This is a genomic window from Pseudoalteromonas sp. NS-SX12 (assembly GCF_057367955.1).
The window spans coordinates 2362004-2386434 of the sequence record NZ_CM170634.1 but is presented as its reverse complement, the minus strand read 5'-3'; the positions used below and the strand labels follow the sequence as shown (position 1 = coordinate 2386434).

General features: G+C 41.4%; 20 protein-coding genes. 4 read left to right on the top strand and 16 right to left on the bottom strand.

The window, feature by feature from the left end; genetic code table 11:
- Positions 1 to 31: 31 nt before the first annotated feature.
- The 6 genes from odhB to sdhC form a co-directional block, all read right to left on the bottom strand.
- Positions 32 to 1513, bottom strand: a complete 1482-nt coding sequence (gene odhB / locus AC2IOM_RS11040) for a 2-oxoglutarate dehydrogenase complex dihydrolipoyllysine-residue succinyltransferase (protein WP_486358381.1) — start codon at positions 1511 to 1513, stop codon at positions 32 to 34.
- 10 nt (positions 1514 to 1523) lie between these two features.
- Positions 1524 to 4337, bottom strand: a complete 2814-nt coding sequence (locus tag AC2IOM_RS11035) for a 2-oxoglutarate dehydrogenase E1 component (RefSeq protein ID WP_486358380.1) — start codon at positions 4335 to 4337, stop codon at positions 1524 to 1526.
- A gap of 91 nt (positions 4338 to 4428) precedes the next feature.
- Positions 4429 to 5139 (bottom strand): succinate dehydrogenase iron-sulfur subunit, encoded by a 711-nt coding sequence (locus AC2IOM_RS11030; protein WP_486358379.1) that lies wholly within the window; start codon positions 5137 to 5139, stop codon positions 4429 to 4431.
- Between the two features lie 11 nt (positions 5140 to 5150).
- Positions 5151 to 6923 (bottom strand): succinate dehydrogenase flavoprotein subunit, encoded by a 1773-nt coding sequence (gene sdhA / locus AC2IOM_RS11025; RefSeq protein WP_010560043.1) that lies wholly within the window; start codon positions 6921 to 6923, stop codon positions 5151 to 5153.
- Entirely contained in the window at positions 6924 to 7271 is a 348-nt protein-coding gene (gene sdhD, locus AC2IOM_RS11020) for a succinate dehydrogenase, hydrophobic membrane anchor protein (RefSeq protein ID WP_010560042.1), read from the bottom strand.
- Positions 7265 to 7639: a succinate dehydrogenase, cytochrome b556 subunit gene (gene sdhC, locus AC2IOM_RS11015; RefSeq protein WP_138632531.1), complete on the bottom strand. Its 375-nt coding sequence runs from the start codon at positions 7637 to 7639 to the stop codon at positions 7265 to 7267. Before sdhC ends, sdhD begins: the two co-directional genes overlap by 7 nt.
- Before the next feature lie 389 nt (positions 7640 to 8028).
- Here sdhC and AC2IOM_RS11010 point away from each other — a divergent pair, with 389 nt between their 5' ends.
- From AC2IOM_RS11010 to AC2IOM_RS11000, 3 genes are all read left to right on the top strand, one after another.
- Positions 8029 to 9315 (top strand): citrate synthase, encoded by a 1287-nt coding sequence (locus AC2IOM_RS11010; protein ID WP_486358378.1) that lies wholly within the window; start codon positions 8029 to 8031, stop codon positions 9313 to 9315.
- Positions 9316 to 9433: 118 nt separating this feature from the next.
- Positions 9434 to 10636: an aminotransferase class V-fold PLP-dependent enzyme gene (locus AC2IOM_RS11005; protein ID WP_486358377.1), complete on the top strand. Its 1203-nt coding sequence runs from the start codon at positions 9434 to 9436 to the stop codon at positions 10634 to 10636.
- 2 nt (positions 10637 to 10638) lie between these two features.
- The gene (locus AC2IOM_RS11000) at positions 10639 to 11055 is read left to right on the top strand and encodes a SufE family protein (protein WP_100913420.1); all 417 of its coding nucleotides are present in this window, start codon (positions 10639 to 10641) and stop codon (positions 11053 to 11055) included.
- Positions 11056 to 11123: 68 nt separating this feature from the next.
- Here AC2IOM_RS11000 and tcdA read toward each other — a convergent pair whose 3' ends face one another.
- The 7 genes from tcdA to AC2IOM_RS10965 form a co-directional block, all read right to left on the bottom strand.
- Entirely contained in the window at positions 11124 to 11921 is a 798-nt protein-coding gene (tcdA, locus tag AC2IOM_RS10995; protein ID WP_486358376.1) for a tRNA cyclic N6-threonylcarbamoyladenosine(37) synthase TcdA, read from the bottom strand.
- 13 nt (positions 11922 to 11934) lie between these two features.
- Positions 11935 to 12603 (bottom strand): pseudouridine synthase, encoded by a 669-nt coding sequence (locus AC2IOM_RS10990; RefSeq protein WP_486358375.1) that lies wholly within the window; start codon positions 12601 to 12603, stop codon positions 11935 to 11937.
- A gap of 4 nt (positions 12604 to 12607) precedes the next feature.
- Positions 12608 to 13363: a 3-deoxy-manno-octulosonate cytidylyltransferase gene (gene kdsB, locus AC2IOM_RS10985; protein WP_486358374.1), complete on the bottom strand. Its 756-nt coding sequence runs from the start codon at positions 13361 to 13363 to the stop codon at positions 12608 to 12610.
- The gene (locus AC2IOM_RS10980) at positions 13351 to 13548 is read right to left on the bottom strand and encodes a Trm112 family protein (protein WP_010560034.1); all 198 of its coding nucleotides are present in this window, start codon (positions 13546 to 13548) and stop codon (positions 13351 to 13353) included. Before AC2IOM_RS10980 ends, kdsB begins: the two co-directional genes overlap by 13 nt.
- Positions 13538 to 14509 (bottom strand): tetraacyldisaccharide 4'-kinase, encoded by a 972-nt coding sequence (gene lpxK / locus AC2IOM_RS10975; protein ID WP_486358373.1) that lies wholly within the window; start codon positions 14507 to 14509, stop codon positions 13538 to 13540. The genes AC2IOM_RS10980 and lpxK overlap by 11 nt, the downstream gene beginning before the upstream one ends.
- The gene (msbA, locus tag AC2IOM_RS10970; RefSeq protein ID WP_486358372.1) at positions 14509 to 16242 is read right to left on the bottom strand and encodes a lipid A export permease/ATP-binding protein MsbA; all 1734 of its coding nucleotides are present in this window, start codon (positions 16240 to 16242) and stop codon (positions 14509 to 14511) included. Before msbA ends, lpxK begins: the two co-directional genes overlap by 1 nt.
- 69 nt (positions 16243 to 16311) lie before the next feature.
- Positions 16312 to 18555, bottom strand: a complete 2244-nt coding sequence (locus tag AC2IOM_RS10965) for a DNA internalization-related competence protein ComEC/Rec2 (protein ID WP_486358371.1) — start codon at positions 18553 to 18555, stop codon at positions 16312 to 16314.
- Here AC2IOM_RS10965 and AC2IOM_RS10960 point away from each other — a divergent pair.
- Positions 18535 to 19047 (top strand): DUF2062 domain-containing protein, encoded by a 513-nt coding sequence (locus tag AC2IOM_RS10960; protein ID WP_010560030.1) that lies wholly within the window; start codon positions 18535 to 18537, stop codon positions 19045 to 19047. The two genes, AC2IOM_RS10965 and AC2IOM_RS10960, sit on opposite strands and share 21 nt — an antisense overlap.
- A gap of 53 nt (positions 19048 to 19100) precedes the next feature.
- Here AC2IOM_RS10960 and AC2IOM_RS10955 read toward each other — a convergent pair whose 3' ends face one another.
- Genes AC2IOM_RS10955 through imuA form a run of 3 tightly spaced genes read right to left on the bottom strand, consistent with a single transcriptional unit; the run spans position 19101 to position 24264 of the window.
- Positions 19101 to 22184 carry an error-prone DNA polymerase gene (locus AC2IOM_RS10955; RefSeq protein WP_486358370.1) on the bottom strand — a complete coding sequence of 1028 codons (3084 nt, stop codon included), beginning with the start codon at positions 22182 to 22184 and terminating at the stop codon, positions 19101 to 19103.
- A complete protein-coding gene (locus AC2IOM_RS10950; protein WP_486358369.1) occupies positions 22184 to 23578 on the bottom strand; it encodes a Y-family DNA polymerase in 1395 nt (464 codons plus the stop codon). The genes AC2IOM_RS10955 and AC2IOM_RS10950 overlap by 1 nt, the downstream gene beginning before the upstream one ends.
- Positions 23578 to 24264, bottom strand: coding sequence for a translesion DNA synthesis-associated protein ImuA (gene imuA, locus AC2IOM_RS10945; protein ID WP_486358368.1), 687 nt, complete (start codon positions 24262 to 24264; stop codon positions 23578 to 23580). Before imuA ends, AC2IOM_RS10950 begins: the two co-directional genes overlap by 1 nt.
- Positions 24265 to 24431: the final 167 nt, after the last annotated feature.

Here is a 24431-nt window from a genome sequence, read left to right as displayed (position 1 = left end):
ACTCCACAGCTTATTTTTTAATCCAAATCTATTATACGTCTAATAATAAACGCGTTGGATCTTCTAGTAGTTCCTTAATTGTAACTAAGAAACCAACTGATTCTTTACCATCGATTTGACGGTGGTCATACGATAGTGCTAGGTACATCATAGGTAAAATTTCAACTTTACCATTTACCGCCATTGGACGATCTTGGATTTTGTGCATACCAAGAATAGATGATTGCGGTAAGTTGATGATTGGCGTAGAAAGTAGTGAACCAAAAACACCACCGTTAGTAATTGTGAAGTTACCACCTGTCATGTCATCAACAGTAAGTTTACCGTCACGACCTTTAAGTGCTAGTTCACGAATACCTTTTTCAATCTCAGCAACTGACAGCTTGTCACAGTCACGAAGTACTGGAGTTACTAGACCGCGCGGCGTAGAAACTGCAATGCTGATATCGAAGTAGTTGTGATAAACAATGTCATCACCGTCGATAGATGCGTTTACTTCAGGGAAACGCTTAAGCGCTTCAGTAACTGCTTTCACGTAGAAAGACATGAAACCTAAACGGATGCCGTGACGCTCTTCAAATACATCTTTGTATTGCTTACGAAGATCCATGATTGGTTTCATGTTTACTTCGTTAAACGTTGTAAGCATTGCTGTTGAATTCTTAGCTTCTAGAAGACGGTTTGCAATTGTCTTACGAAGACGTGTCATAGGAACACGCTTTTGCGTACGCTCACCAAGTGCAACCGCTGGTGCTGCCGCCGCAGGTGCTGCTGATTTAGCTGCAGGTGCTTTTAAGAACGCGTCTACGTCTTCTTTAGTGATACGACCGCCTTTACCAGAACCTTTGATTTGTGAAGCATCAAGGCCTTTTTCTGCAATTAGACGACGAACAGAAGGCGTTAATACGTCTGAATTTTCGTCAGATGCTGCTGGTGCTTCAGCTGTTGCAGCTGGCGCTGCCGCCGCAGGTGCTGCACCTGCAACTAGTTTACCGATTACTTGTTCGCCAAGTACTGTGTCGCCTTCTGCGTGAATGTGATCACCCATTACACCATCTTCTGGCGCTACAACTTCAAGAACAACTTTGTCAGTTTCGATGTCTACTAGGTTTTGGTCACGGCTTACCGCTTCACCTGGTTGAACATGCCATGTTGCAATCGTAGCGTCTGCTACTGATTCTGGAAGTACAGGAACTTTAATATCCACTTCTTTACCTTCTGCTGCTGGCGCCGCTGCTGGCGCTGCTGTTGTTTCTGCTGGCGCAGCTGCTGCATCTGCCGCACCTAATAGTGCAATCACTTGTTCACCAAGTACCGTTGCACCTTCCGTTTGAGAAATTTCTGTAACTACACCATCTTCAGGTGCAACTACTTCTAACACTACTTTATCTGTTTCAATATCAACAAGGTTTTGATCGCGGCTAACTGTATCACCAACGTTCACGTGCCAAGTTGCAACTGTTGCATCTGCAACAGATTCAGGAAGAACAGGAACCTTAATTTCGGTTGTCATCTCTTATTCCTTATTTTTTAATTGTTAGAGCGTCGGCGATCAACGCAGTTTGTTCTTTAGTATGGGTTGACATATAACCACATGCTGGTGAAGCTGATGCCTTACGGCCTGCATAGCTTAAGTTAGCACCTTGTGGAATTGCTTCCCAGAAATGGTGTTGCGAGCAATACCAAGCACCTTGGTTTTGCGGCTCTTCTTGACACCATACGAAATCTTTAACATGTTGGTAACGCTGCATAATTGTTTCCATTTCCGCATGTGGGAATGGGTACAATTGCTCAACACGTACGATAGCAACATTGTTTAGTTCTTGTTCGCGACGCTGTTGTAGTAGCTCGTAGTAAACCTTACCACTACAGAACACAACACGCTCAACTTTACTTGCATCAATATCATCGATTTCATCAATCATATTGTTGAATACACCCGTTGAAAGCTCTTCAAGGCTTGAAACAGCAAGTGGGTGACGCAGTAATGATTTAGGTGTCATAACAATCAATGGACGACGCAGAGGGCGAACTGATTGACGACGGATCATTGCGTAAACCTGAGCTGGCGTTGACGGCACACATACTTGCATATTGTGGTCAGCACATAGCTGTAAGAAGCGCTCTAAACGTGCAGAGCTGTGCTCTGGACCTTGGCCTTCATAGCCATGCGGTAGCAATATAGTTAAGCCACATAAACGGCCCCATTTTTGCTCACCAGAACTTAAGAATTGGTCAAATACAACCTGTGCGCCGTTGGCAAAGTCACCAAACTGCGCTTCCCAACATACTAACGATGTTGGTTCAGCTGTTGCATAACCATATTCAAACGCAAGTACTGCTTCTTCAGATAATACTGAGTCATATACTTCAAAAACACCTTGGCCTTCGCGGATATTTTGCAGTGGTAAATAAGTTGATGCGTCTGCTTGGTTGTGCACTACTGCATGACGGTGGAAGAACGTGCCACGACCAGAATCCTGACCGGTAATACGAATATCTGTACCTTCGTCTACTAGTGATGCGTAAGCAAGTGTCTCAGCCATACCCCAGTCTAGCGGCTTTTCGCCCGCTGCCATCGCTTTACGATCATCGTAAATTTTCTTGACGCGAGACTGTGCTTTGTGGTTTTCAGGGTAATTAGCAACTGATTCACCCAATGCTTTTAGCTTATCAAGCGGCAGCGCTGGATCGTATGCTACATCCCAATCGTGACCAACAAACTTAGACCAATCTGATGAGTGTTTTGTGTCTGGTTGAATTTCATCAACAACACACAAACCGTTGTCTAAACCGTTACGATAGTTATCAGCAAGCGCTTTTGCTTCATCAGCACTTAATACGCCTTGAGACACAAGTGTATCAGCGTAAATCTGACGCGGCACAGGGTGCTTTTTGATTTTCTGATACATTAACGGCTGGGTCGCATTTGGCTCATCCGCTTCGTTGTGACCATGACGACGGTAACAAACTAAGTCAATTACTACGTCACGCTTAAACTTGTTACGGAAATCAAGCGCAAGTTGCGTTACGAAAGCAACTGCTTCTGGGTCGTCTGAATTTACGTGGAAAATAGGAGCCTGCACCATTTTCGCAATATCAGTACAGTATTCAGTTGAGCGAACGTCTTCTTGCTTAGAGGTTGTAAAACCAACTTGGTTGTTTACAACGATACGAATCGAACCGCCAACACTGAATGCGCGTGTTTGTGATAGGTTGAATGTTTCTTGAACCACACCTTGGCCAGCAATTGCCGAATCACCGTGAATCGTGATAGGTAGTGCTTTTGAACCATTGGTACAACCTAAACGGTCTAAACGTGCACGTACTGAACCCATAACCACTGGATTAACGATTTCTAAATGCGACGGGTTAAACGCAAGTGCCATGTGCACGTTACCGCCCGTAGTTGCGAAATCAGATGAGTAACCCATGTGGTATTTAACGTCACCAGAACCTGCTAATTCGCCATATTTACCAGCGAATTCATCAAAAAGCACTTGTGGGTTTTTACCAAGTACGTTAACTAAAACGTTTAAACGACCACGGTGTGCCATACCAATAACGGCTTCTTCCTGACCACTTTCCCCTGCTCTGTGAATTAATTCTTTAAGCATAGGTACTAGCGCATCACCACCTTCTAGTGAGAAACGTTTTGCACCTGGGAATTTAGCGCCTAGGTATTTTTCAAGACCATCAGCAGCCGTAAGGCCTTTTAAGATGCGTAACTTAGTTTCGTTGCTAAATTGAGGCTGGGCAAAGTTAGATTCTAAACGCTGTTGTAACCAACGTTTTTCTTCTGTAGACGTGATATGCATATATTCAGCGCCAATCGAACCACAGTAGGTTTTCTTAAGTGCTGCATATAAGTCTTTTAGTTTCATAGTGTCACTGCCTGAAGCAAATGACCCTACATTGAATTCTTTATCTAGGTCAGAATCCGTTAAATCGTGGTGTTCAAGTGTTAAATCACGTACTTTTTCACGCTGCCACAAACCTAATGGGTCAAGGTTTGCATTTTGGTGACCACGGAAACGGTATGCATTAATTAATTGCAGAACCCTAACCTGTTTTGCATCAGATGCGCCACCTGCTGCAACGACTACTTCTTTATGCTTGTTTTTCGCAAGCTCGGCAAATTGTGCTCTTATGTCGGAATGTTTTACATCGACATCTACACCTTCTACTTTCGGTAGTGCATCAAACACTTCACGCCATTCGTCAGAAACTGAACTCGCGTCATCTAAGTACGCTTCATACAGCTCTTCTACGTATGCGACATTACCACCGTTAAAGTGAGAAGACTCTAGCCATGCCTTCATTACACCTTCGTGCATTTATAAGCCCTTTTTACTAGCGCAGAATACTAAGTTTTAGTTAAACGGCGATAACAAAGTTATCGCCGCGGTGTTTTGTGTTACTGCCGTTTTATACCGAACGGTTTAGTAACATAGACTTAATGTGACCAATTGCCTTAGTAGGATTAAGGCCCTTAGGACACACGTTGACACAGTTCATGATACCGTGACAACGGAATACGCTGAATGCATCGTCTAAATCTGCTAAACGCTCTTCTGTCGCCGTGTCACGGCTATCAGCTAAGAAACGGTAAGCGTGTAGCAAACCAGCAGGACCAATGAACTTGTCAGGGTTCCACCAGAATGATGGGCATGAAGTTGAACAACATGCACATAAGATACACTCATATAAACCATCAAGCTTGTCACGTTCTTCAATTGATTGAAGACGCTCTTCACCGCCTGTTGGCTTATCGTTGATTAAGAATGGCTTAACTTTCTCGTATTGTGAATAGAATTGAGACATATCAATTACTAAATCACGAACAACTGGTAAGCCTGGTAATGGACGAATAACGATTTTACCCTTACCTAGTGCAGATAATGGAGTAATACACGCTAAACCGTTTTTACCATTCATGTTTACACCGTCAGAACCACATACACCTTCACGGCATGAACGACGGAAAGAAAGTGTTGGATCTTGCTCTTTTAATTGTAAAAGTGCATCCAATACCATCATATCGCGACCTTCTTCTACCTCAAGGCTATAGTCTTGCATACGCGGTGCGTTGTCTACATCTGGATTGTAACGATAGACAGAAAATTGTAATTGTGCCATTGACTTCGCTCCTAGTAAGTACGTGCTTTAGGTGGGAAGGCTTCACGTGTTTTAGGTGAGAAGTTCACCTCACGCTTAGACATTTCTTCCGTCACTGGGCTATAAACTGAGTGACATAACCAGTTTTCATCGTCACGCTCTGGGAAATCGAAGCGCGAATGTGCACCACGGCTTTCTGTACGGAAATTCGCAGCAACAGCTGTTGAGTACGCAGTTTCCATTAAGTTATCTAGCTCCAAACACTCAATACGTTGCGTGTTGAACTCAGATGACTTGTCGTCAAGACGTGCGTGCTGTAGACGTTCACGAATTTCTTTAAGCTCTGTAAGACCTGTTGCCATTGCATCACCTTCACGGAATACCGAGAAGTTAAGCTGCATGCATTTTTGTAGGTCTTTCTTGATCTGTACTGGGTCTTCACCTTGGCCTGGTTTAGAAGTTTCCCAACGATTGAAACGAGCCATCGCTGCTTCTAGATCAGATTCAGATGCGTCTTTCGAAATTTCAGCATCTTTTAGGTATTGACCAAGGAAGTTACCCGCTGCACGACCAAATACAACAAGGTCAAGTAGTGAGTTACCACCTAAGCGGTTTGCACCGTGTACAGATACACATGCAATTTCACCTACTGCGAATAAACCTTCAACTAATTTCTCATTACCTGCACCATCTACGTTAATAACTTGACCATTAACATTAGTTGGTACACCACCCATCATGTAGTGACATGTTGGGATTACTGGAATTGGCTCTTTTGCAGGGTCAACGTGTGCGAATGTCTTAGAAAGGTCACAAACACCTGGAAGACGTAGGTTTAGCATCTCAGCACCTAAGTGATCTAACTTAAGTTTGATGTGCGTACCCCATGGGCCTTCACAACCGCGGCCTTCACGGATTTCTGTCATCATTGCACGAGCAACAACGTCACGACCCGCTAAGTCTTTAGCGTTTGGTGCGTAACGTTCCATGAAGCGTTCGCCGTCTTTATTTAGAAGGTAACCACCTTCACCACGACAACCTTCAGTAACTAGTGTACCTGCACCTGCAATACCCGTTGGGTGGAACTGCCACATTTCCATGTCTTGCATTGAAATGCCAGCACGTGTTGCCATACCAACACCGTCACCTGTGTTAATGTGCGCGTTTGTTGTGGATGCGAAGATACGACCTGCACCACCTGTTGCTAAAACAACCGCTTTAGATTTGAAGTAAACTACTTCGCCGCTTTCGATATCAATAGCAGTACAACCAACAACGTCACCCTTGTCGTTTTTAACAAGATCTAATGCGTACCATTCAGAGAACACATTTGTTTTGTTTTTAACGTTTTGTTGGTATAGGCAGTGAAGAAGCGCGTGACCAGTACGGTCAGCTGCTGCTGCAGTACGTGCAGCTTGTTCACCACCAAAGTTTTTCGATTGACCACCGAAAGGACGTTGGTAAACACGGCCATTTTCAAAACGTGAAAATGGTAGACCCATGTTTTCTAATTCTGTAATTGCTTCAGGACCTGTTTTGGTCATGTATTCAATCGCGTCTTGGTCACCGATGTAATCAGAACCTTTTACCGTATCGTACATGTGCCATTCCCAGTTATCTTCGTGGGAATTACCTAAAGCAACTGTGATACCACCTTGTGCAGACACCGTATGAGAACGGGTTGGGAATACTTTAGAAATAAGTGCACAAGTTTTACCTGATTCACTGATAGCCAGTGCAGCACGCATACCCGCACCACCGGCACCAATTACTACAGCGTCAAATTCTCTTGTTGAAATAGCCACTTACACACTCCAAAGAACAAAGAAACCAACAGCTACATATGCAAAAGCCATCAGGTTTAGGAAAAAGCCTAGGATTGCGCGCAATTTAGCGTTCTTAACATAGTCAGTTAGAACTTGCCACAAACCAATACGGGTATGAACCATCATGCAAACTAGCGCAGCTAAGGTATACACTTTTACTGCTAAGTTAGAAAATAATCCCTGCCACGCTTCAAACGTTACAGTTGGAGTAGTAAGAAAATACCCTAAGATAAACAGAGCATATGACGCTAATACAAGTGCTGTTGCACGTAATGATACAAAATCTTGTACACCGTCGCGTTTTAGAGATGCTTGATTAACTACCATATCCATACTCCTGCTAACACGGCTAATACAACCCATAGTGCCATTACAAACTTAGCACTTGCGTTACCTGAACCTAATTCTTCAAAACGACCCATATCCATTAGAAGGTGACGTACACCTGCAACTAAGTGATATAGAAGCGCGATTACCGCACCCCATGCAATGAATTTGGCAATGAACCCGGTAAACAGGCTCTTGACGAATTCAAAACCTTGAGGAGAAGAAAGTGATTCAGACCATGCCCAAATTACAAAAGATAAAGCGAAGAACAACGCCACACCAGAAATACGGTGCAGAATTGAAGCTTTAGCAGTTGCTGGCATCGAGATAGTAGATAAATCTAGATTTACAGGTCTTTGCTTTTTCACTGTTACTTGCCCATTGACTCTAAGGAGTCCAACTATTGTTGTTATAACCCACCAAAATATTGGTGGAACCATCAAAGCGAAATTTGCCACACAGCGATGACGAGTCGCAGTATGAAAAAACAGCATTCGCTCCAGACGAAAGGCATTCACGTTTTAGAATGCCTACCACAGTATATAAGACCATATGGCCTATTACAATTCTTGTTTAATAAGAGGTGCTTGCGAAGTAGCCATTGGTATAATATTTATTCGATCGAAGAATAGTTATCATCAATTGATGCATTTAAATTGACTTTCTTCCCTATTTATAAGTTAGAATAGATAGAATTTGCTTAACATCCGTATCAAAAATAACAAACTGGTTTGTTATATTTAAAGGAGATAATTAGATGGCAGACAAAAAAGCCACGGTCCATATTGATGGGCTAGATCCTATCGAACTTCCTATTTACTCTGGCACAGCTGGTCAGGACGTTATCGACGTTCGTACCCTAGGCGGCCATGGTTACTTCACGTTCGACCCGGGTTTCATGTCTACTGGTTCATGTGAATCAGCTATCACATACATTGACGGCGCTAAAGGTGTTTTACTACACCGTGGCTACGCAATTGACGATTTAGCTGAACAATCAAACTATATCGAACTATGTTACTTACTATTAAATGGTGAGTTACCAAATGCCGAGCAGTTAGCTGGTTTTGAAAACGAAATCACAACTAACACTATGCTTCACGAAAAAATTGGTGCTTTCTTCCAAGGTTTCCGTGTAGATTCACACCCAATGGCAATGCTATGTGGTGTTGTTGGTGCACTTTCTTCTTTCTACCACAAAGATTTAGACATCACAGATCCAGCTCAACGTCACCGTAGTGCTGTTCGTCTAATTGCTAAGTTACCAACAATTGCGGCGATGTGTTACAAGTACAACATCGGTCAGCCGTTCGTATACCCACGCAACGATTTAAGCTATGCAGAAAACTTCTTACACATGATGTTCTCTGTACCTGCTGAAAAATACGAAGTAAGCCCTGTTCTTGCAAAAGCAATGGACCGCATCTTCATGCTTCACGCGGATCACGAACAAAACGCGTCAACATCGACTGTACGTTTAGCTGGCTCATCTGGCGCTAACCCGTATGCATGTATCTCCGCTGGTATTGCATCACTTTGGGGCCCTGCGCACGGCGGTGCTAACGAAGCTTGTCTAACGATGTTAGAAGAAATCGGTTCAGTAGACCGTATCGATGAATACGTTGCGAAAGCGAAAGATAAGAACGACCCGTTCCGTCTAATGGGCTTTGGTCACCGTGTTTATAAGAACTTCGATCCACGTGCAACAGTAATGCGTGAAACGTGTCACGAAGTACTTAAAGAATTAAACATTGAAGATCCACTACTAGACGTAGCAATGCGTTTAGAGCAAATCGCACTAGAAGACCCATACTTCATCGAGAAGAAACTTTACCCTAACGTAGATTTCTACTCAGGTATCATTCTTAAAGCGATTGGTATTCCAACAAGCATGTTCACTGTAATCTTTGCAATGTCACGTACCGTTGGTTGGATCTCTCACTGGGATGAGATGTTATCTCAACCTGGTCAGAAGATCGGTCGTCCTCGTCAGTTATACACTGGTGAAACAAAGCGTGATTATAAAGACGTAACGTCTCGTTAATCCTCTTTGAGTTTAAAAAAGCCGCTACTTGCGGCTTTTTTAATGTCTAAATCCCGTCAATAATTGCGAAAATTAGTGTATTTAATTAAAATCGCCGCTCGCATTCTCAGGTGGCACTATGTTAGATAATCAAAAAATTCGTTCTCATTTTCCATTTTTTAAACACACTGAATTTGTTTATTTAGATAATGGTGCAACCACACAAAAACCTCAGAACGTGATTGATGCAATCACCGATTTTTATACATACCACAATGCCAATGTGCATCGAGGCGTCAGTGAATTTGCGTCAAACACTACCGCTTTATATGAGCAAGCGCGCACAAAATTAGCACACTATTGTCAGGTAACAGCGGAACAAATTGTTTGGTCCAAAGGCGCTACCGAAGCGATAAATCTGGTTGCCAGCTCGATTGATGCACATATCGAAAAAGATGATGTTATTATTATTTCGGCGCTTGAACACCACGCTAATATTGTGCCTTGGCAAACGCTGTGTAAACGCACAGGTGCAAAGCTTCACATTCTGCCAGTCGATGCAAATGGCGTACTAAATTTAGATGTTAGTTTAGCCATGATTAACACACTAAAGCCAAAACTGATGGCGATTAGTCATGCATCGAACACCTTAGGTAATATTTTACCAATACAAGACTTGCTTGATGCCGCACATGCCATCAACGCCATCACTTTGGTTGATGGTGCGCAAGCGATGCAACATTTAAGGCCAAATATTAGTGCGCTAAACTGTGATTTTTATGTGCTTTCTGCACACAAAATGTTTGGACCAACAGGCGTTGGCGCATTAATCGCTAAACCACACAGCCTATCTTTACTGTCAACTTACCAAACAGGCGGCGAAATGATAGAACGCGTAAGTTTTAATGAAACAAGTTTTCGCCACGGTAACGCCCGTTTCGAAGCAGGTACGCCGAATATCGCCGGTGTGATTGGTTTTGCCGCTGCACTTGATTTTATGGGCTCAAGCGAGATGGCAACGCAACTAGCTGTTGAAAAAGAACTCTATCAATACACGCTAAACGCACTTAAACAGATTGATGGAATAAAAATTTACGGCGATTTAAACAATAATATCGGCACAATTAGTTTTAACTACAAAGATGAGCATAACCTTGACGTTGCGACCCTACTCGACCAAGCCGGCATTATTGTACGTTCAGGTAACCACTGTACTCAGCCATTGATAAATCTACTCGGTGTTGCGGGTACCATTCGTGTCAGTTTAAGTTGCTATAACAGCTTTGATGATATTGACCGCTTTATTGTTGCATTAAAACAAGCTATAGAATTACTAGATTAACTATGACAGAACAATATCAAAGATTAAAACAGCACTTTATCGCCAAAAAAGCATGGCAAGATAAGTACCGTGAAATTATGTTGCTTGGTAAACAGTTACCAAAATTACCAGCTGAACTCAAAGTTGACCACGCAAAAGTGAATGGCTGCGAAAGCAATGTTTGGCTTTATGTCGACTTTGACGAAAGCGAAAAGCATATCGTGGTGACAGCAGACTCTGATACACGCATCGTGAAAGGACTCATTTATATTATTTCTACACTGGTTAACGGCTTAACTGTGGATGAAATTAAGCGCATAAATATTCAACATGAGTTCAATGAATTGGGGCTTTTACAGCACTTGAGTCCAAGTCGCGGTAACGGAATTTTAGCGATTGCGGATGCGATTACACAATTTGCAATACAAAGTGATGATTAAAACCAGTCTACAAGATTATATTGTATACATCTTTTATAACAAAATTTCATAGGTAACAATCAAAGTAACTAACTTTGATTGTTACGCTCACATTTTTCTAAGTATTTTTTCACACTTTTTGCCGCTGCAAAAAACGCAAAACTACCTGTCACCATGGTTAACGAGCCGAAACCTGTTTGACAGTCCATATTCATATTGCCATCAGCACCGGCTTTCGCATGACACACACTGCCGTCACTTGATGGGTACACCAATTGCTCTTCTGAATAAATACAATCCACACCAAATTTACGTTTTGGATTACTTGAAAAGTTGTATTGCTTACGCAGTAAATAGCGTACTTTCGCAAGCAACGGGTCTTGCTTGGTTTTAGCCACATCCCCTATTCTGATTTGGCTTGGATCGATTTGCCCGCCTGCGCCACCTATTGTGATAATCGGTAATTTGTTGCGCTTACAATGGGCAATAAGTGCCGCTTTAACTTTTACTTGATCAATACAATCAATAACATAATCAAATTTTTCAATATGTTCTCTGATATTCTCAAGTGTTAAAAAATCATCGATAACTGACACATTACAATCAGGGTTTATCTCGTTAATTCGACTTGCCATGGCGTCAACTTTCGCCTTGCCAATAGTCGATGTCAACGCGTGGATTTGACGGTTAACGTTGGTAACGCAAATATCATCTAAATCAATTAAGGTAATGTTACCAAGTCCCGTACGGGCTAAACTTTCAGCGACCCAACTACCCACACCGCCAATGCCAACAACACAAAAATGGGCATTATTAAGCAGTTTTTGTTGTTCAATTCCGTAAAGTCGTGCAATGCCGCCAAAACGATTTTGATAAGACTCTGTCATGTAATTTTTAACCTTAATTAAATTCGTGCCAAGGCGTGTGCCATTCTTCGATAATCTTTCTTGTTTCACCGTGCTCAAATAAGCCACCGCATGGCTTAACACTAAAATGATATGGTGTATTACCAAACGTGAATTTAATCGCATATGCATGCAAATGACCACGTTCGCTATGCTTACCGCCATAGCGTTCATCACCTAAAATAGGCACAGATAGGCTTTTAAGTACAACCCGCAGCTGATGTTTTTTACCTGTAATGGGTTGCAGCAAATAAAGACGTAAACTGGGCTCAATTAACTGCGATTGGAACCGCGTTACAGAGGGGTTTTCCATGGTTTTTTGTAGCTTATAGCACCCACGGCGCGCCTTAACCAAGTCGCCTTTCACCCAACCCTGCTTTTTTGTAGGTTTACCTTGCGCAACGGCTAAATAGTATTTTTCCAGTGTGTTTTTGTGCTTTTGACTAAACAAATCACCAAATTCTGCAGCAGCTTGTTTGGTCCTCGCAACAATAACTAAGCCCGATGTCATTTTATCTAAGCGATGTACTGGATAGAGCTTTTCATTCACCTGCTTTTCAAACAGTACAAAAAAACCCTCTCCATCTTCGCTATGGAAGCTTACATCATGGGGTTTATTCACCACATAAAACTCATCGCATGCGAATACTATTGGATAACTCATCAACTTACTTGCTTAAAAAAACATTCACCTTAGCGAGATCTTCAGGCGTATCAACACCTGGCTGCGGCGCTTCGATTGCCGTTTGTACTTTTATCTTTTTGCCATGATACAACACACGTAGCTGCTCTAAAGATTCGATTTGCTCAAGCGGTGATACGTCGAGTGTAATATATTCTTTAATAAAACCCGCACGATATGCATAAATACCAATATGGCGTTGATAGAAATTGCCAATTTCAGAAATTTCATCTTTGCCTAAAAAGCGGTTTCGATCATAAGGAATCGTTGCACGCGAAAAATACAATGCATTATTGTGATTATCAGCCACAACTTTTACCGCGTTAGGGTTAAGGGCTTCTTCAATATCGTCGATTGCCACGCTTAACGTTGCCATAGGTGCCGAATCAGATGCTAATAAGCTCGCTACTTGCGCGATGTTTTGCGGTGGAATTAACGGTTCATCACCTTGTACATTCACTACGATTGTGTCATCTGGTAAGTTAAGTTTTGTCACTACTTCAGCAAGGCGTTCTGTGCCCGACTCATGATCTTCACGAGTCATTAAAACTTCACCATTAAAGCGTTTAACAGCCGCTTCTATCTCAATATGATCCGTCGCGACAATTACCCGTTTTGCACCAGATGCCAGCGCTTTTTCATATACGTGCTGCACCATTGGCTTGCCTTGTATATCAGCCAGTGGTTTAGCCGGTAAACGGCTCGACGCATAGCGCGCTGGAATAATGACTACGAATTCCACTTTTCAACCTCTTCAAGTGATAATTCGCGTGCCTCTTCTTCAAGCAATACCGGAATATCATCTCTTACTGGGTAAGCCAGTTTTGCTTGAGTGCTAATAAGCTCTAAATTCTCGCGGTCAAATTTAAGATGACCTTTTGTTACAGGGCAAGCAATGATTTCGAGTAATTTTGTGTCAAACGCCATGATTATGGATCCCTTTTTCAATTAATAACTGGTCGAGTTTGTCGACCAGTTGTTTAGTCGGTTTAGCGGTAACTTTTAAATAATACCAATTAGCTTTCGCGAATGACTGGCATTTTACCGCATCTTTTTCAGTCATTAAGATTGCACCGTCTAGTGCGGCAAAGTCACTTTCACTGTATGTGTGATGATCTTTAAAAATAGTATGCCCGTGCACCAGAATATTCTGCTCATTTACACTTTGCTCAAAGCGGCTGGGATTACCTATTGCGCTCACTAAGTGAACAGGGCTGTCTAAATTGGAAACTTTTTGCCCATCAATTATGCGATATACACCATCTACCACAAGCTGGTACCCGCTATCCTCTGCAGTGCCATTAGTAATGGTTAAATCAACATGCTTTAATCTGCTTTTCGCTTCGCGAAGTGGACCGGCAGGCATAACAAAGCCATTGCCAAATTGACGTTTCCCATCAACAATGCAAAGCTCCATAGCACGCGCCATTTGGTAATGTTGCAACCCATCATCAGCAATAATCACATCAGGGTTAATGTGCTTCTTTAAATAATCGATACTTAAATTTCTGATTGGACACACTACAACAGGTGCACCTGTGCGAACGGCTATCAACTTTGGTTCATCACCACAGACCTCTGGCGATATGTTATCTGTCACTAATAAAGGTTGGCTTTGAGTTTGACCACCATAGCCACGTGAAATAACCGCAACCGATAAGCCTTTTTGCTTCAAATAATCGACAAGAAACAAGGTAAATGGTGTTTTGCCTGTGCCGCCTACCGCAATATTACCAACAACAATGACTTTTGGTTTATCAGTCGCCAATTGTAATCTTCGCTTGCGAACGAAGCGATATAGCGTAATTAGGTAAAACAGCGCACTTAATGGTAATAAAAGCCAAGTAATACCAAATTTTTGATACCAGCTTTTTTCAATCACATTCATTAGTCATTAGCCTGCATTTTTTGCAGTGCTAAATAGGCACCTTGCTTTTCAATTAGCTCAGCATGCGAACCTGACTCGATTATTTGCCCTTTATCTAATACATAAATGACATCAGAGTTTTCAATCGTTGATAAGCGGTGCGCAATAACAATTGACGTGCGCCCTTTCATTAAATCGTTTAACGCATGTTGAATTAATTTTTCTGACTCGGTATCGAGTGCTGACGTAGCTTCATCTAAAATCAAAATTGGCGCGTTTTTAAGAAGTGCTCGCGCTATAGCAATGCGTTGACGTTGACCACCTGATAACATTACGCCATCTTCACCGACAATGGTTTGTAAACCCTCTGGTAAATCTTTAACAAATTCCCAAACGTGCGATTGCTCAACAATTGTTTGCAGCTTTTCAGGGGTGATATCACCTTTAAAACCGTAAGTGATATTGTTCTCGATAGTGTCGTTGAATAACACAACTTGTTGCGACACGATGGCAAATTGTTCGCGTAACCAAGTTAAATCAAAGGTATTAACCGATAGCCCGTCGAGTTTGATATCGCCATTAGTATAGGTATCGTAAAAACGTGGTAACAGGTTAGAGAGTGTTGATTTGCCAGAGCCTGAACGGCCAACTAAGGCTACCGATTGGCCAGGTTTAATATCCATGGTTAGTTCGTTTAAAATATTGCGCTCGGTATTTGGGTAGGCAAACGACAAGCTCTCGATTGTGATATGGCCCTGACATTTTTCCAGCGTTTTTGAGCCGGTGTCTTTTTCATTCTCCAAATCTAAGATATCAAAAATACTTTTTGCTGCGGCAATACCACGCTGCAATTCTACATTCACATTTGATAGCTGTTTTAACGGGCGCAGCATCATCATCATTGCAGTTAATAAGCTAACAAATGCACCTGTAGAGATAGGCTCAACAAGTTTAAAACCAATTGCGGCCAACACCATGGCGATGGCAGATGCAGCAATAATTTGAATACTGGCAACGCTCAGCGCTTTCGTCGCATCCATTTTTACGCGTTGTTGGCGATTACGGTTATTCACATCAGCAAAACGCTGCTGTTCAATCTCTTGACCACCAAATGAATGAATTACTTTATGCCCTTTTACCATTTGTTCTGACGCACGTGTTACGCCCCCCATGGCATCTTGAATACGTTTTGCAATAACACGAAAGCGTTTAGACACGATTGATACAATGCCTGCAACAATGGGCACGACTAAAATAAATAACAATGATAATTGCCAACTGGCAATCAACATATTGATCACTAAGAAAACAACAAACGCCCCTTCTCGCACTATGGTGATCAAGGCTTTTGTTATCGCTGTTTGTACTTGTTCTGCATCAAAGGTAATTTTGGAAATTAATTCACCGGTTGAATGCTGATCGTGAAATGACACTGGTAAATGAAGTAACTTAGCAAACAATTCTTTGCGAATTGCCATCACAACATGTGAGCCCACATTAGCTAAACAGTAACTTGAAACGAAGTTAAACACACCACGAAATAGCACCAATAAAATCACCACAACCGGTGCCCACTTCATCACCTCTTGATTCTTCGCCGTCAAACCTTGCTCAATAAACGGGTCCATTAAATAAACAAATAATCCGTCCATTGCGGCATAGCCTAACATTCCAATAATGGCGAATGTGGCTGCGAGTTTATGCGGTTTGACGTAGGTTAATAAACGCTTGTAGTAATCAGATGAGGTTGTCATGGTGCTAACTTGAATTTATTTGCGCCTATTGTATAGCGCTATGATGCAAAACCCAAGAATTTCGCAGTGTTAATCAACGAGAAACCAGTAATTTTGCTGTTTTGCATAACTAAGTGTATATCCGCTTGATGTAACCACTATTTTAACTGCGCCGCGTGTGGTTGCCAGCTGCTTGGTGCCATAATCGGCATAACGTGTAACAACCGCTAAACTTGGTAGTCGCCAACGATTATATGCATTCACCGAATGAACCACCCAACGTGGTTGCGTTTTATTAATAAAGCCTTCGGTTGATGAACTATTACTGCCATGGTGGGGCGAAATAAGCACATCGATATTCTGAATGCTCGGCTCTGATAACAACATATTCTCCCGCTCAGCTTCAATATCTCCTGTTAATAACAGTTTAAATTTGCCACTTGTGATAAGTAGAACACAGGAACTGTTATTATCGCTGTGTGCTGTATGAGGTGCTGAAAACGACTTAAACCTTACATTTTCTAACCAATTTGCATTTATATTACAGGCTTTTTCAAACCCACTTATCGTGGAAAAATAACCAGCATGTCGTAAATCGGTTAACCCACCACTGTGATCATTATCATCATGACTTATCACTGTTTTGATTAAGTTCAAACGGTTTATCGCTAAGGTGGGTAACACCAGATGATTAAAATAGCTGAAGTCTTGATATCGCGCGCCTAAATCATAGAGCACCGCTTCACCTTGTTTACTTATGATCACCGATAAGCCATGACCTACATCCAATATACGTATTGTCAGGTTCGGCTCTTTATTAAGAGCATGGGCATAATAAAATACTAGAATAGGTAATGTCAGCAACGCGCTTCGATAATAATAAAGCAGCAATAAAACAGCAGCGATTGTTAGCATTATTAACTGCCAACTAATTTGAGGCACATAATGCCATGTTATATGTTCACCAATACGCTCGATATACTTGATAAGTAATGTCAATAGCGCATCCAGCCAACGATACGGAGTTGAAAAAGAAAACGCATAATCAACTAACACCACACAAAGCATTAATGGCATTACAAAGAACGAAAACAGCGGAATTGCTATAAGATTTACAAAAACACTAAATACACTGGTGCCGTTAAAAAACAACACAGTCAACGGCGCTAACGTAATGCTAATTACCAATTGAATAAATGCGAGTTGATACAGAGGACTGGAGATACGCCGCTTATTTGTCAAATCAAGGGCAACCAGAATGCTGGCAACTGCGATAAATGAAAAATAAAACCCAGCACTTAACAATACAAATGGATTAACTAATATAACCAGCAATAGCGCGCACAACAATGCCCGTTTACTGGTATAGCTACGATTTACTAATAAGCATAAACATACTAATGCAATCATAATAAATGCACGTATTGCTGAGGTGGCATAATCAGCAGCGTGAAGATAAGTTGCGCACGCCGCTATGGCAATAAAATAAGGTGTAATTCTCAGTGTATTGTGAGATGCAAATTTGCTCACAAGTAATAGCGCTAATTTCCCTAACCAAAATGAAAAGCCAAATACAATTGCCATATGTAGGCCAGAAACTGCAAATAAATGTGCAATTCCTAAGTTTCGAACTGCGCTTTTAATATTTGCAGGCATTGCACTTGTATCACCAAATAATACGCCTCGATATAGCCAACTATAACGAGATAAACTCCCCAGATTAGTAATGTGCGACGGCGTAGCGCGTGTTAACACAGCAAATTCATCAGTTTTCGAAACACTGCCTTTGTACTTTAATCCCACATAAAAGTTATGTAAGCGCCTGTCAAACAACCCCTCATTTAACCTGAGTTTAATTGGTTTGAACTTGGCACGTATTGATATGGTGTCGCCTACTTTGGGGCTATACTGATTGGTGATAGCACGAGATATATAAACTTGTGCTCGCATTAACGCATAAGGCTTTAAATTCGTATGGGCAATTTTTGTTGTTTTAACAATTAGACGGTCATTAAATTGATAGTTATCTATTTGTTCTATAACCCCGTGCAGTACTTGTTTTTGTTGTAACTCGTCGTAGCTTAGGTTGCTACTATAAACACAGTGATAATATAAAATGGGGTAACTAGCACCGACTAGTAGCGTGATTATCGCATAAAATTTGGCGGTGTTTTTTGTTGTAATAGCGACGATGACTAGTACAACCAGTATAATTGTCGAAAAAAAGACTAGCGTATTGAAGAAAAATAGTGACAATATGCAGCCAACAACAAAGCACACTATGCTTTGCCAAAAAGGAAGATGTAAACCGCCATGCCAAAAAAGACGATCCAAAAGCTGTTACCTGATCATAATAAGATTAAGCAAAACAAAACGCTTAGTATTTTTGGCGATATGTTACACGATGCAAATTTATGGCATTTAAATCGACGCTCAGCGCGTGGTGCATTTGCAGTTGGGTTATTTTGGGCATTTATTCCAGTTCCTTTTCAAATGCTGCTAAGCGCAGCAATCGCGATTCCATTTCGCGTAAATCTCCCGCTATCTGTAGCATTGGTTTGGATCACCAACCCTTTAACTATGGCACCGATTTTTTATTTTAACTACCTTGTTGGCTATTTGGTGTTAGGACAACAAAAACAAGATTTTACCTTCCAAGCAAGCTGGCAGTGGTTTGTTGACAGCTTATCAAGCATTGGCCCTGCGTTTATGGTAGGCAGTTTAGTGTGTGCAGCAGCAGCCTCTGCTATTGGTTATTTTGGTATTGATTATTTATGGCGTTATTCAGTGCTAAAACAATGGAAAGCACGTAAACACAGAGGCTAACGCCATTTAACTTGGTATAAGAAAAGCATTAACTGCATATTCTCATTTAAGCACTAATGAAACTCCCGAGATTTCGCGGCTAATTTATCTAACTTATCAGTTAGGTCGATAAGTTTGCCTGCAATAATATGAATAACATCGCCTTCTCGTTCTAATATTCCTTTAACTTGTAAAATTTTCGCGCCAAGAAATGCTTTTTTCTGTGCGTGTGATGTGCCCTGCCACACGACCACATTGATATTTCCTGTCGCATCTTCAAGCGTAATAAACGTCACGCCAGCAGCAGTGCCCGGCGCTTGTTTTCCTGTCACAACGCCAATCACTGTCACTAATGATTTATGTGTTTTTCCTGTTAATTCATTTGCCTTACAAAACGATGGTAATACTCCCTCAGCTTCTAATAAGTCAATTGGGTGTAAACCAAGGGAAAACCCGGTTGATTGATAATCTTCAACGACATTATCTAATTCACTGGGTGCTTGATGAAACGGCACTACTGGCTTTTGCTCTGTTGCCTGATTAGTGTTAAAGCCGGTAAAAAGTGGTAAATCACTTTCACTGTTCATGATCTGCCAACGTGTTGCAAAGCGGTTTCCTGCAAGCACAGATAACGCGTTGGCACTAGCAAGTTGCGCTAAGAATCGAGCTTTAATGCCCAGTTGTTTAAGCTGCTCAATACTTTCATAGCCTGTTTTAGGTCGCAGGCTGATAAGTTGTTCAATATCAGATGCAGTAACACCTTTAATAATACAAAAACCGATTTGTAATACACCTTCTTTAGTAATTGTATGTTGATAATATGAGTGATTAACACATACCGGAGCAATTTCAATATTGTGTCGTTTTGCATCTTGCAGTAACTGCGACACACTATAAAAACCAAGAGGCATGCTATTTAGTAAGGACGTATAAAATTCGACAGGATAATAATGTTTAAGCCAAGCCGATACATATGCAAGTACGGCAAACGACGCCGAATGCGATTCAGGAAAACCATACTCGCCAAAGCCGCATATTTGTTGATAAAGACGTTCTGCAAACTGCATTTGGTAACCTCGAGACAACATGCCATTTATCAGTTTTTGCTTAAACTTTTGTAATTCCCCTGACTTTTTCCAACTGGCCATCGCACGCCTTAATTGATCGGCTTCACCACCAGTAAAACCCGCGGCGACCATGGCTATTTTGATCACTTGCTCTTGAAAAATAGGCACGCCTAACGTACGCGCCAACACCTCTTTAACCTCATTTGAGGGATATGAAATGGCCTCAATGCCATTACGTCGCTTTAAAAACGGATGCACCATATCACCTTGAATAGGCCCTGGCCGCACTATGGCAATTTGGATAACTAAGTCGTAATAACTTGTCGGTTTTAGCCTTGGCAACATGCTCATTTGCGCTCGCGATTCGATTTGAAATACCCCAACCGTATCGGCTTTTTGGATCATCTGATAAACCGCTGCATCATCGCTTACCCGGGTAATATCAGCGATAGACAGCTGCCTTTGATGACGCATTTTAATTTCTTGAAAACATTTACGTATCGCATTGAGCATGCCCAAGGCTAAAATATCGACTTTTAATAAACCAAGGGTTTCTAAATCGTCTTTATCCCATTGGATCACCGTACGTTCTTTCATCGCGGCATTTTCAACAGCAACCAGTTCATATAACGGGCCTGATGAAATAACAAAGCCCCCAACATGTTGCGATAAATGCCTTGGAAATCCTAAAATTTGCTCCGTAAGCGATACAAAATGCTGGGCTTTATTTGATTGCGGATCTAAACCCAGCTGCTGTAACTGCGTTTGCCAGTGCGTTGTTTTGTCTCGACGATTGATATTTTTAATAAAGTATTCAAGCTTGCTGCTTTCAATATCCAGCGCTTCACCAACCTCACGAATGGCACTTTTAAAACGAAAACTCACCACAGTTGCGGCTAATGCGGTGCGTTCTCTACCATATTTTTGATAAATATATTGGATCACTTCCTCACGCCTTTGATGTTCAAAATCGACATCAATATCAGGCGGTTCATTTCGCTCTTTGCTAATAAAACGCTCAAACAATACGGCTATTTGTCGCGGATCAACTGCGGTAATTTCAAGGCAATAACATACTACTGAGTTAGCAGCAGATCCCCGGCCTTGGTACAAAATGCCATTGTTTTTAGCAAACATGACAATGTCATGAATAGTTAAAAAATAAAATGGATAATCCAACTCTTCAATTAATGCGAGTTCTTTATCAATGGTCGCCTGTATATCCGCAGTGATCCCTTCTGGAAAACGATGCGCAATGCCCTGTTTCACTAATTGCCTTAAATAAGCTATTGCACTAACGCCTTTTGGCACTAATTCACTTGGATACTCATACCTCAATTCATCAAGGTTGAAATGGCACCGGTTTGCAATAGCCGTCGTTTGCGCTAGAGCATCAGGTGAGAATAAACGTGACAACTTTTGTTTTTCACGTAATGCATATTCTTCATTGGAAAGTAGTTGTTGTCCTAATTGAGCGACGGTTTTACGTGCTTTAATGGCACTTAATACGTGCTGTAACGGTAACCTATAGGCTTGATGCATCAGCGCATGACCACATGCCACAGGCGTTATGTCATATTGCGCCATCAAGCGTTGGCAGTGCTCCATATACTCTGACTCGTGCGCTAATAAAAAGCGTGTTAACCCCAGCCATAAACGATCTTCATAGTGTTTTTTAAGCCAATTAGCCCAATGATGATCAATATTTTCGCCCTTTGGTAACCAAATAAAAAGACAGTGTTTGATAGACATTAAATCCCACCGAGTCAGCAGGTAGTTACCTTTTACACTGCGTCGCCGTGCATTGGTGATTATTCGACATAACTCTGCATAAGCCTTTCTTGTTGGGCATAACAAGACAACTGTTAAACTATCTTCAAGCGTAAATAAGCTACCAACAATTAACTTAATTGCCCGTTTGTGATTTTTAATCTCCCGGTATGCACGTACAACTCCAGCAACAGAGCATTCATCTGTAATCGCAATATGGGAGTAACCAAGGTTATCGGCAGTGGCAACCAGCTCTTCGGGATGTGATGCCCCATGTAAAAAAGAAAAATTTGATTGGCAAACTAATTCTGCATAATTCATTAGCTAAAAAACCCATGAATAAACCATTGTTTTTTTGGCGTACGAAAAACCCACAGCCACCGTCCACTCTCATCTCGTGCAATAAAATAATCACGAGCAACATTATTATTATCCCACCAACCCGTTACGATACGTTCAGGGCCGTGCGATATTGTAATTGGCTGAGTGAGCTCTACAGGTGAGCGCAGCATAAAGCTTGGCCGGATTAAATTCATTTGTGGCGCACTTGATAACGTGTTGAATGTATTCTCTTGGCTGGCTATTTCCGGCCTTATATCATTATAAACAGTTAAGGTTTTAACCTGCTCCTGCCCAAGTTTTGCCTGTAATACTGCAGTTAACATTGCAGTATCTAAGCCTGATTTATGCTGTGAGAACAAATCGCCTTCTTCACCTAAATTAGATACAAGGTAATCACTTTTTATAGTTAATGCGATAACTGGTGCTGGTAACTCGGTATTTTCTAAACGTAATAAAAAAAGCGTTAACCAGTGCTCAGCGCGATATTCAGCATGCGCTGACGATAGTTCAAATACCAAATTGGCTACTTCTCTAAAATGCAAAATAAGGGTCACTTGCTTTGCTAACTTACAAGTAGAGAGTAAAAAGGCTTGTTGTTGCTTTAATACAAGCAAAAGTGGTTTTTCAAGATGCTTAGTAAGTGATACTTCATAATGTAAGGTTAGTTGTTTTTCAAAATGCGTATCAGGTATGTAAAACGTTACTCGATGCGGATATTGGCCTGTTAATTTACCTACATACATTACTAATTCAAGTGAGTAGCGCTTAGCTAATTCATCAAGCGATACACTCAATAACTGCTTAAAGTGCGTAATCCCTACGCGGGTTAGCAAAGCAATTTCTTTTGTAGTGATATCAGCAAATTGTAATGACAATAACGCAAGCTGATTACGCGCATTTTGCTGGTTTGTAAAAATCACATTAGTACCCGCTTGTGCTAATGCTTTTGCCAACAATGGTGAAGATGCGCTTGCGAAATAATACTGAACCCCCATTGTTTTTAACTGTGTTTCAAGCACATGCCAATACTGTTCACTATTGTTATATAAGGACTGCATACCATCACACGCTATCAGTAAACCTTTTGGCGGCATAATACAAATATCTGCAGTGTAGTTATAAAGTATACTAGCTATGCGCTTAAGCTCTGCTACTTCGACTTCTTCTTGATAAGGGTAAACAGCCAGATCAGAAACTAATAAGCTAGCTTGCCCTAACCCTTGCCCTTGCGTTAATCCTTTTTTTTTAGCCGCCGTTGAAAGTTGTACTAAATTACCTTGGTGATTGGCCAAGGCAATTACCTCGGTGCTCGACATTGCAAATTGCGTATCGAGTTGTAACTGTGGAAAGTAAAGGTAAAGCCAATTTAACATTAACCAGCCTTATCAACCGGAAATGCAATAACATTGCTGATAGGCGAAGATGCAATAGTGCAATAAGGCCATGTCGTTTGCATATCAACAATAAAATAATCACTAGGCCAACCACCTTTTCGACGGTTTATCTTTACTTTCAGTCCTTGTGGATGTGCTTGTAATGTTAGGCTTAAAGTAACAGGCAAACTCGCTTGACTGGTTTTATAGCTATTTAAGTAAAACAAACGGTTTTTACCCGATTTACTTGCTTGCTGAAAGCGCTGGATATGGGAAATCGTTAAATCTTGCTGCGGCCAGTAAATAACATCGCTGCAGCTGCCACTTTGTAAACATTGCTCTACTGCCCAAAGCGCATCTTTATGTTGCTCAGGATACAGTACTAACACTTGACTAACATCAACTCCTAAATGATGCAAAGCAGCACTATTAACTAACGCAGGCGGTGAAATAAACACAATAAAACGGCTTTGCCGCATTTTAAAACTGGGTGCAATCAATCGAAGTTCACCAATGCCGGGAGTACTCAATAGTTCTATCACGCCATTAGTGGGCATGCCGCCAGCGAGCTTGTCATCTAAAACCGCAAAGCCCGTTTGATGCTTTTCTATCTGCTGCGTTTGAATACGATTGGATGCATACCAAAGCAGGTTGCGATGATGTAATTGCTTGATCAGTGAATTCATGAATACACCAAAGGATTGTACTGTATTTATATACAGTATAATCCTTTGGTGTTGAGGATCAATGGATCCGCAATAAAAAAGGCCAACTGTTTCTGCAGTTGGCCTTCAATCATAATTTTATCAATATGTTATGAATATGAGTTTATAGCTTATCTTTTAATAAACGC

Bases quoted from the DNA above. Each gene is read 5' to 3' on its own strand.
- odhB (WP_486358381.1), bottom strand. From the start codon at position 1,513: ATGACAACCGAAATTAAGGTTCCTGTTCTTCCTGAATCTGTTGCAGAT.
- AC2IOM_RS11035 (WP_486358380.1), bottom strand. From the start codon at position 4,337: ATGCACGAAGGTGTAATGAAGGCATGGCTAGAGTCTTCTCACTTTAAC.
- AC2IOM_RS11030 (WP_486358379.1), bottom strand. From the start codon at position 5,139: ATGGCACAATTACAATTTTCTGTCTATCGTTACAATCCAGATGTAGAC.
- sdhD (WP_010560042.1), bottom strand. From the start codon at position 7,271: ATGGTAGTTAATCAAGCATCTCTAAAACGCGACGGTGTACAAGATTTT.
- AC2IOM_RS11010 (WP_486358378.1), top strand. From the start codon at position 8,029: ATGGCAGACAAAAAAGCCACGGTCCATATTGATGGGCTAGATCCTATC.
- AC2IOM_RS11005 (WP_486358377.1), top strand. From the start codon at position 9,434: ATGTTAGATAATCAAAAAATTCGTTCTCATTTTCCATTTTTTAAACAC.
- AC2IOM_RS11000 (WP_100913420.1), top strand. From the start codon at position 10,639: ATGACAGAACAATATCAAAGATTAAAACAGCACTTTATCGCCAAAAAA.
- tcdA (WP_486358376.1), bottom strand. From the start codon at position 11,921: ATGACAGAGTCTTATCAAAATCGTTTTGGCGGCATTGCACGACTTTAC.
- AC2IOM_RS10990 (WP_486358375.1), bottom strand. From the start codon at position 12,603: ATGAGTTATCCAATAGTATTCGCATGCGATGAGTTTTATGTGGTGAAT.
- AC2IOM_RS10980 (WP_010560034.1), bottom strand. From the start codon at position 13,548: ATGGCGTTTGACACAAAATTACTCGAAATCATTGCTTGCCCTGTAACA.
- lpxK (WP_486358373.1), bottom strand. From the start codon at position 14,509: ATGAATGTGATTGAAAAAAGCTGGTATCAAAAATTTGGTATTACTTGG.
- msbA (WP_486358372.1), bottom strand. From the start codon at position 16,242: ATGACAACCTCATCTGATTACTACAAGCGTTTATTAACCTACGTCAAA.
- AC2IOM_RS10960 (WP_010560030.1), top strand. From the start codon at position 18,535: ATGCCAAAAAAGACGATCCAAAAGCTGTTACCTGATCATAATAAGATT.
- AC2IOM_RS10955 (WP_486358370.1), bottom strand. From the start codon at position 22,184: ATGAATTATGCAGAATTAGTTTGCCAATCAAATTTTTCTTTTTTACAT.
- AC2IOM_RS10950 (WP_486358369.1), bottom strand. From the start codon at position 23,578: ATGTTAAATTGGCTTTACCTTTACTTTCCACAGTTACAACTCGATACG.
- imuA (WP_486358368.1), bottom strand. From the start codon at position 24,264: ATGAATTCACTGATCAAGCAATTACATCATCGCAACCTGCTTTGGTAT.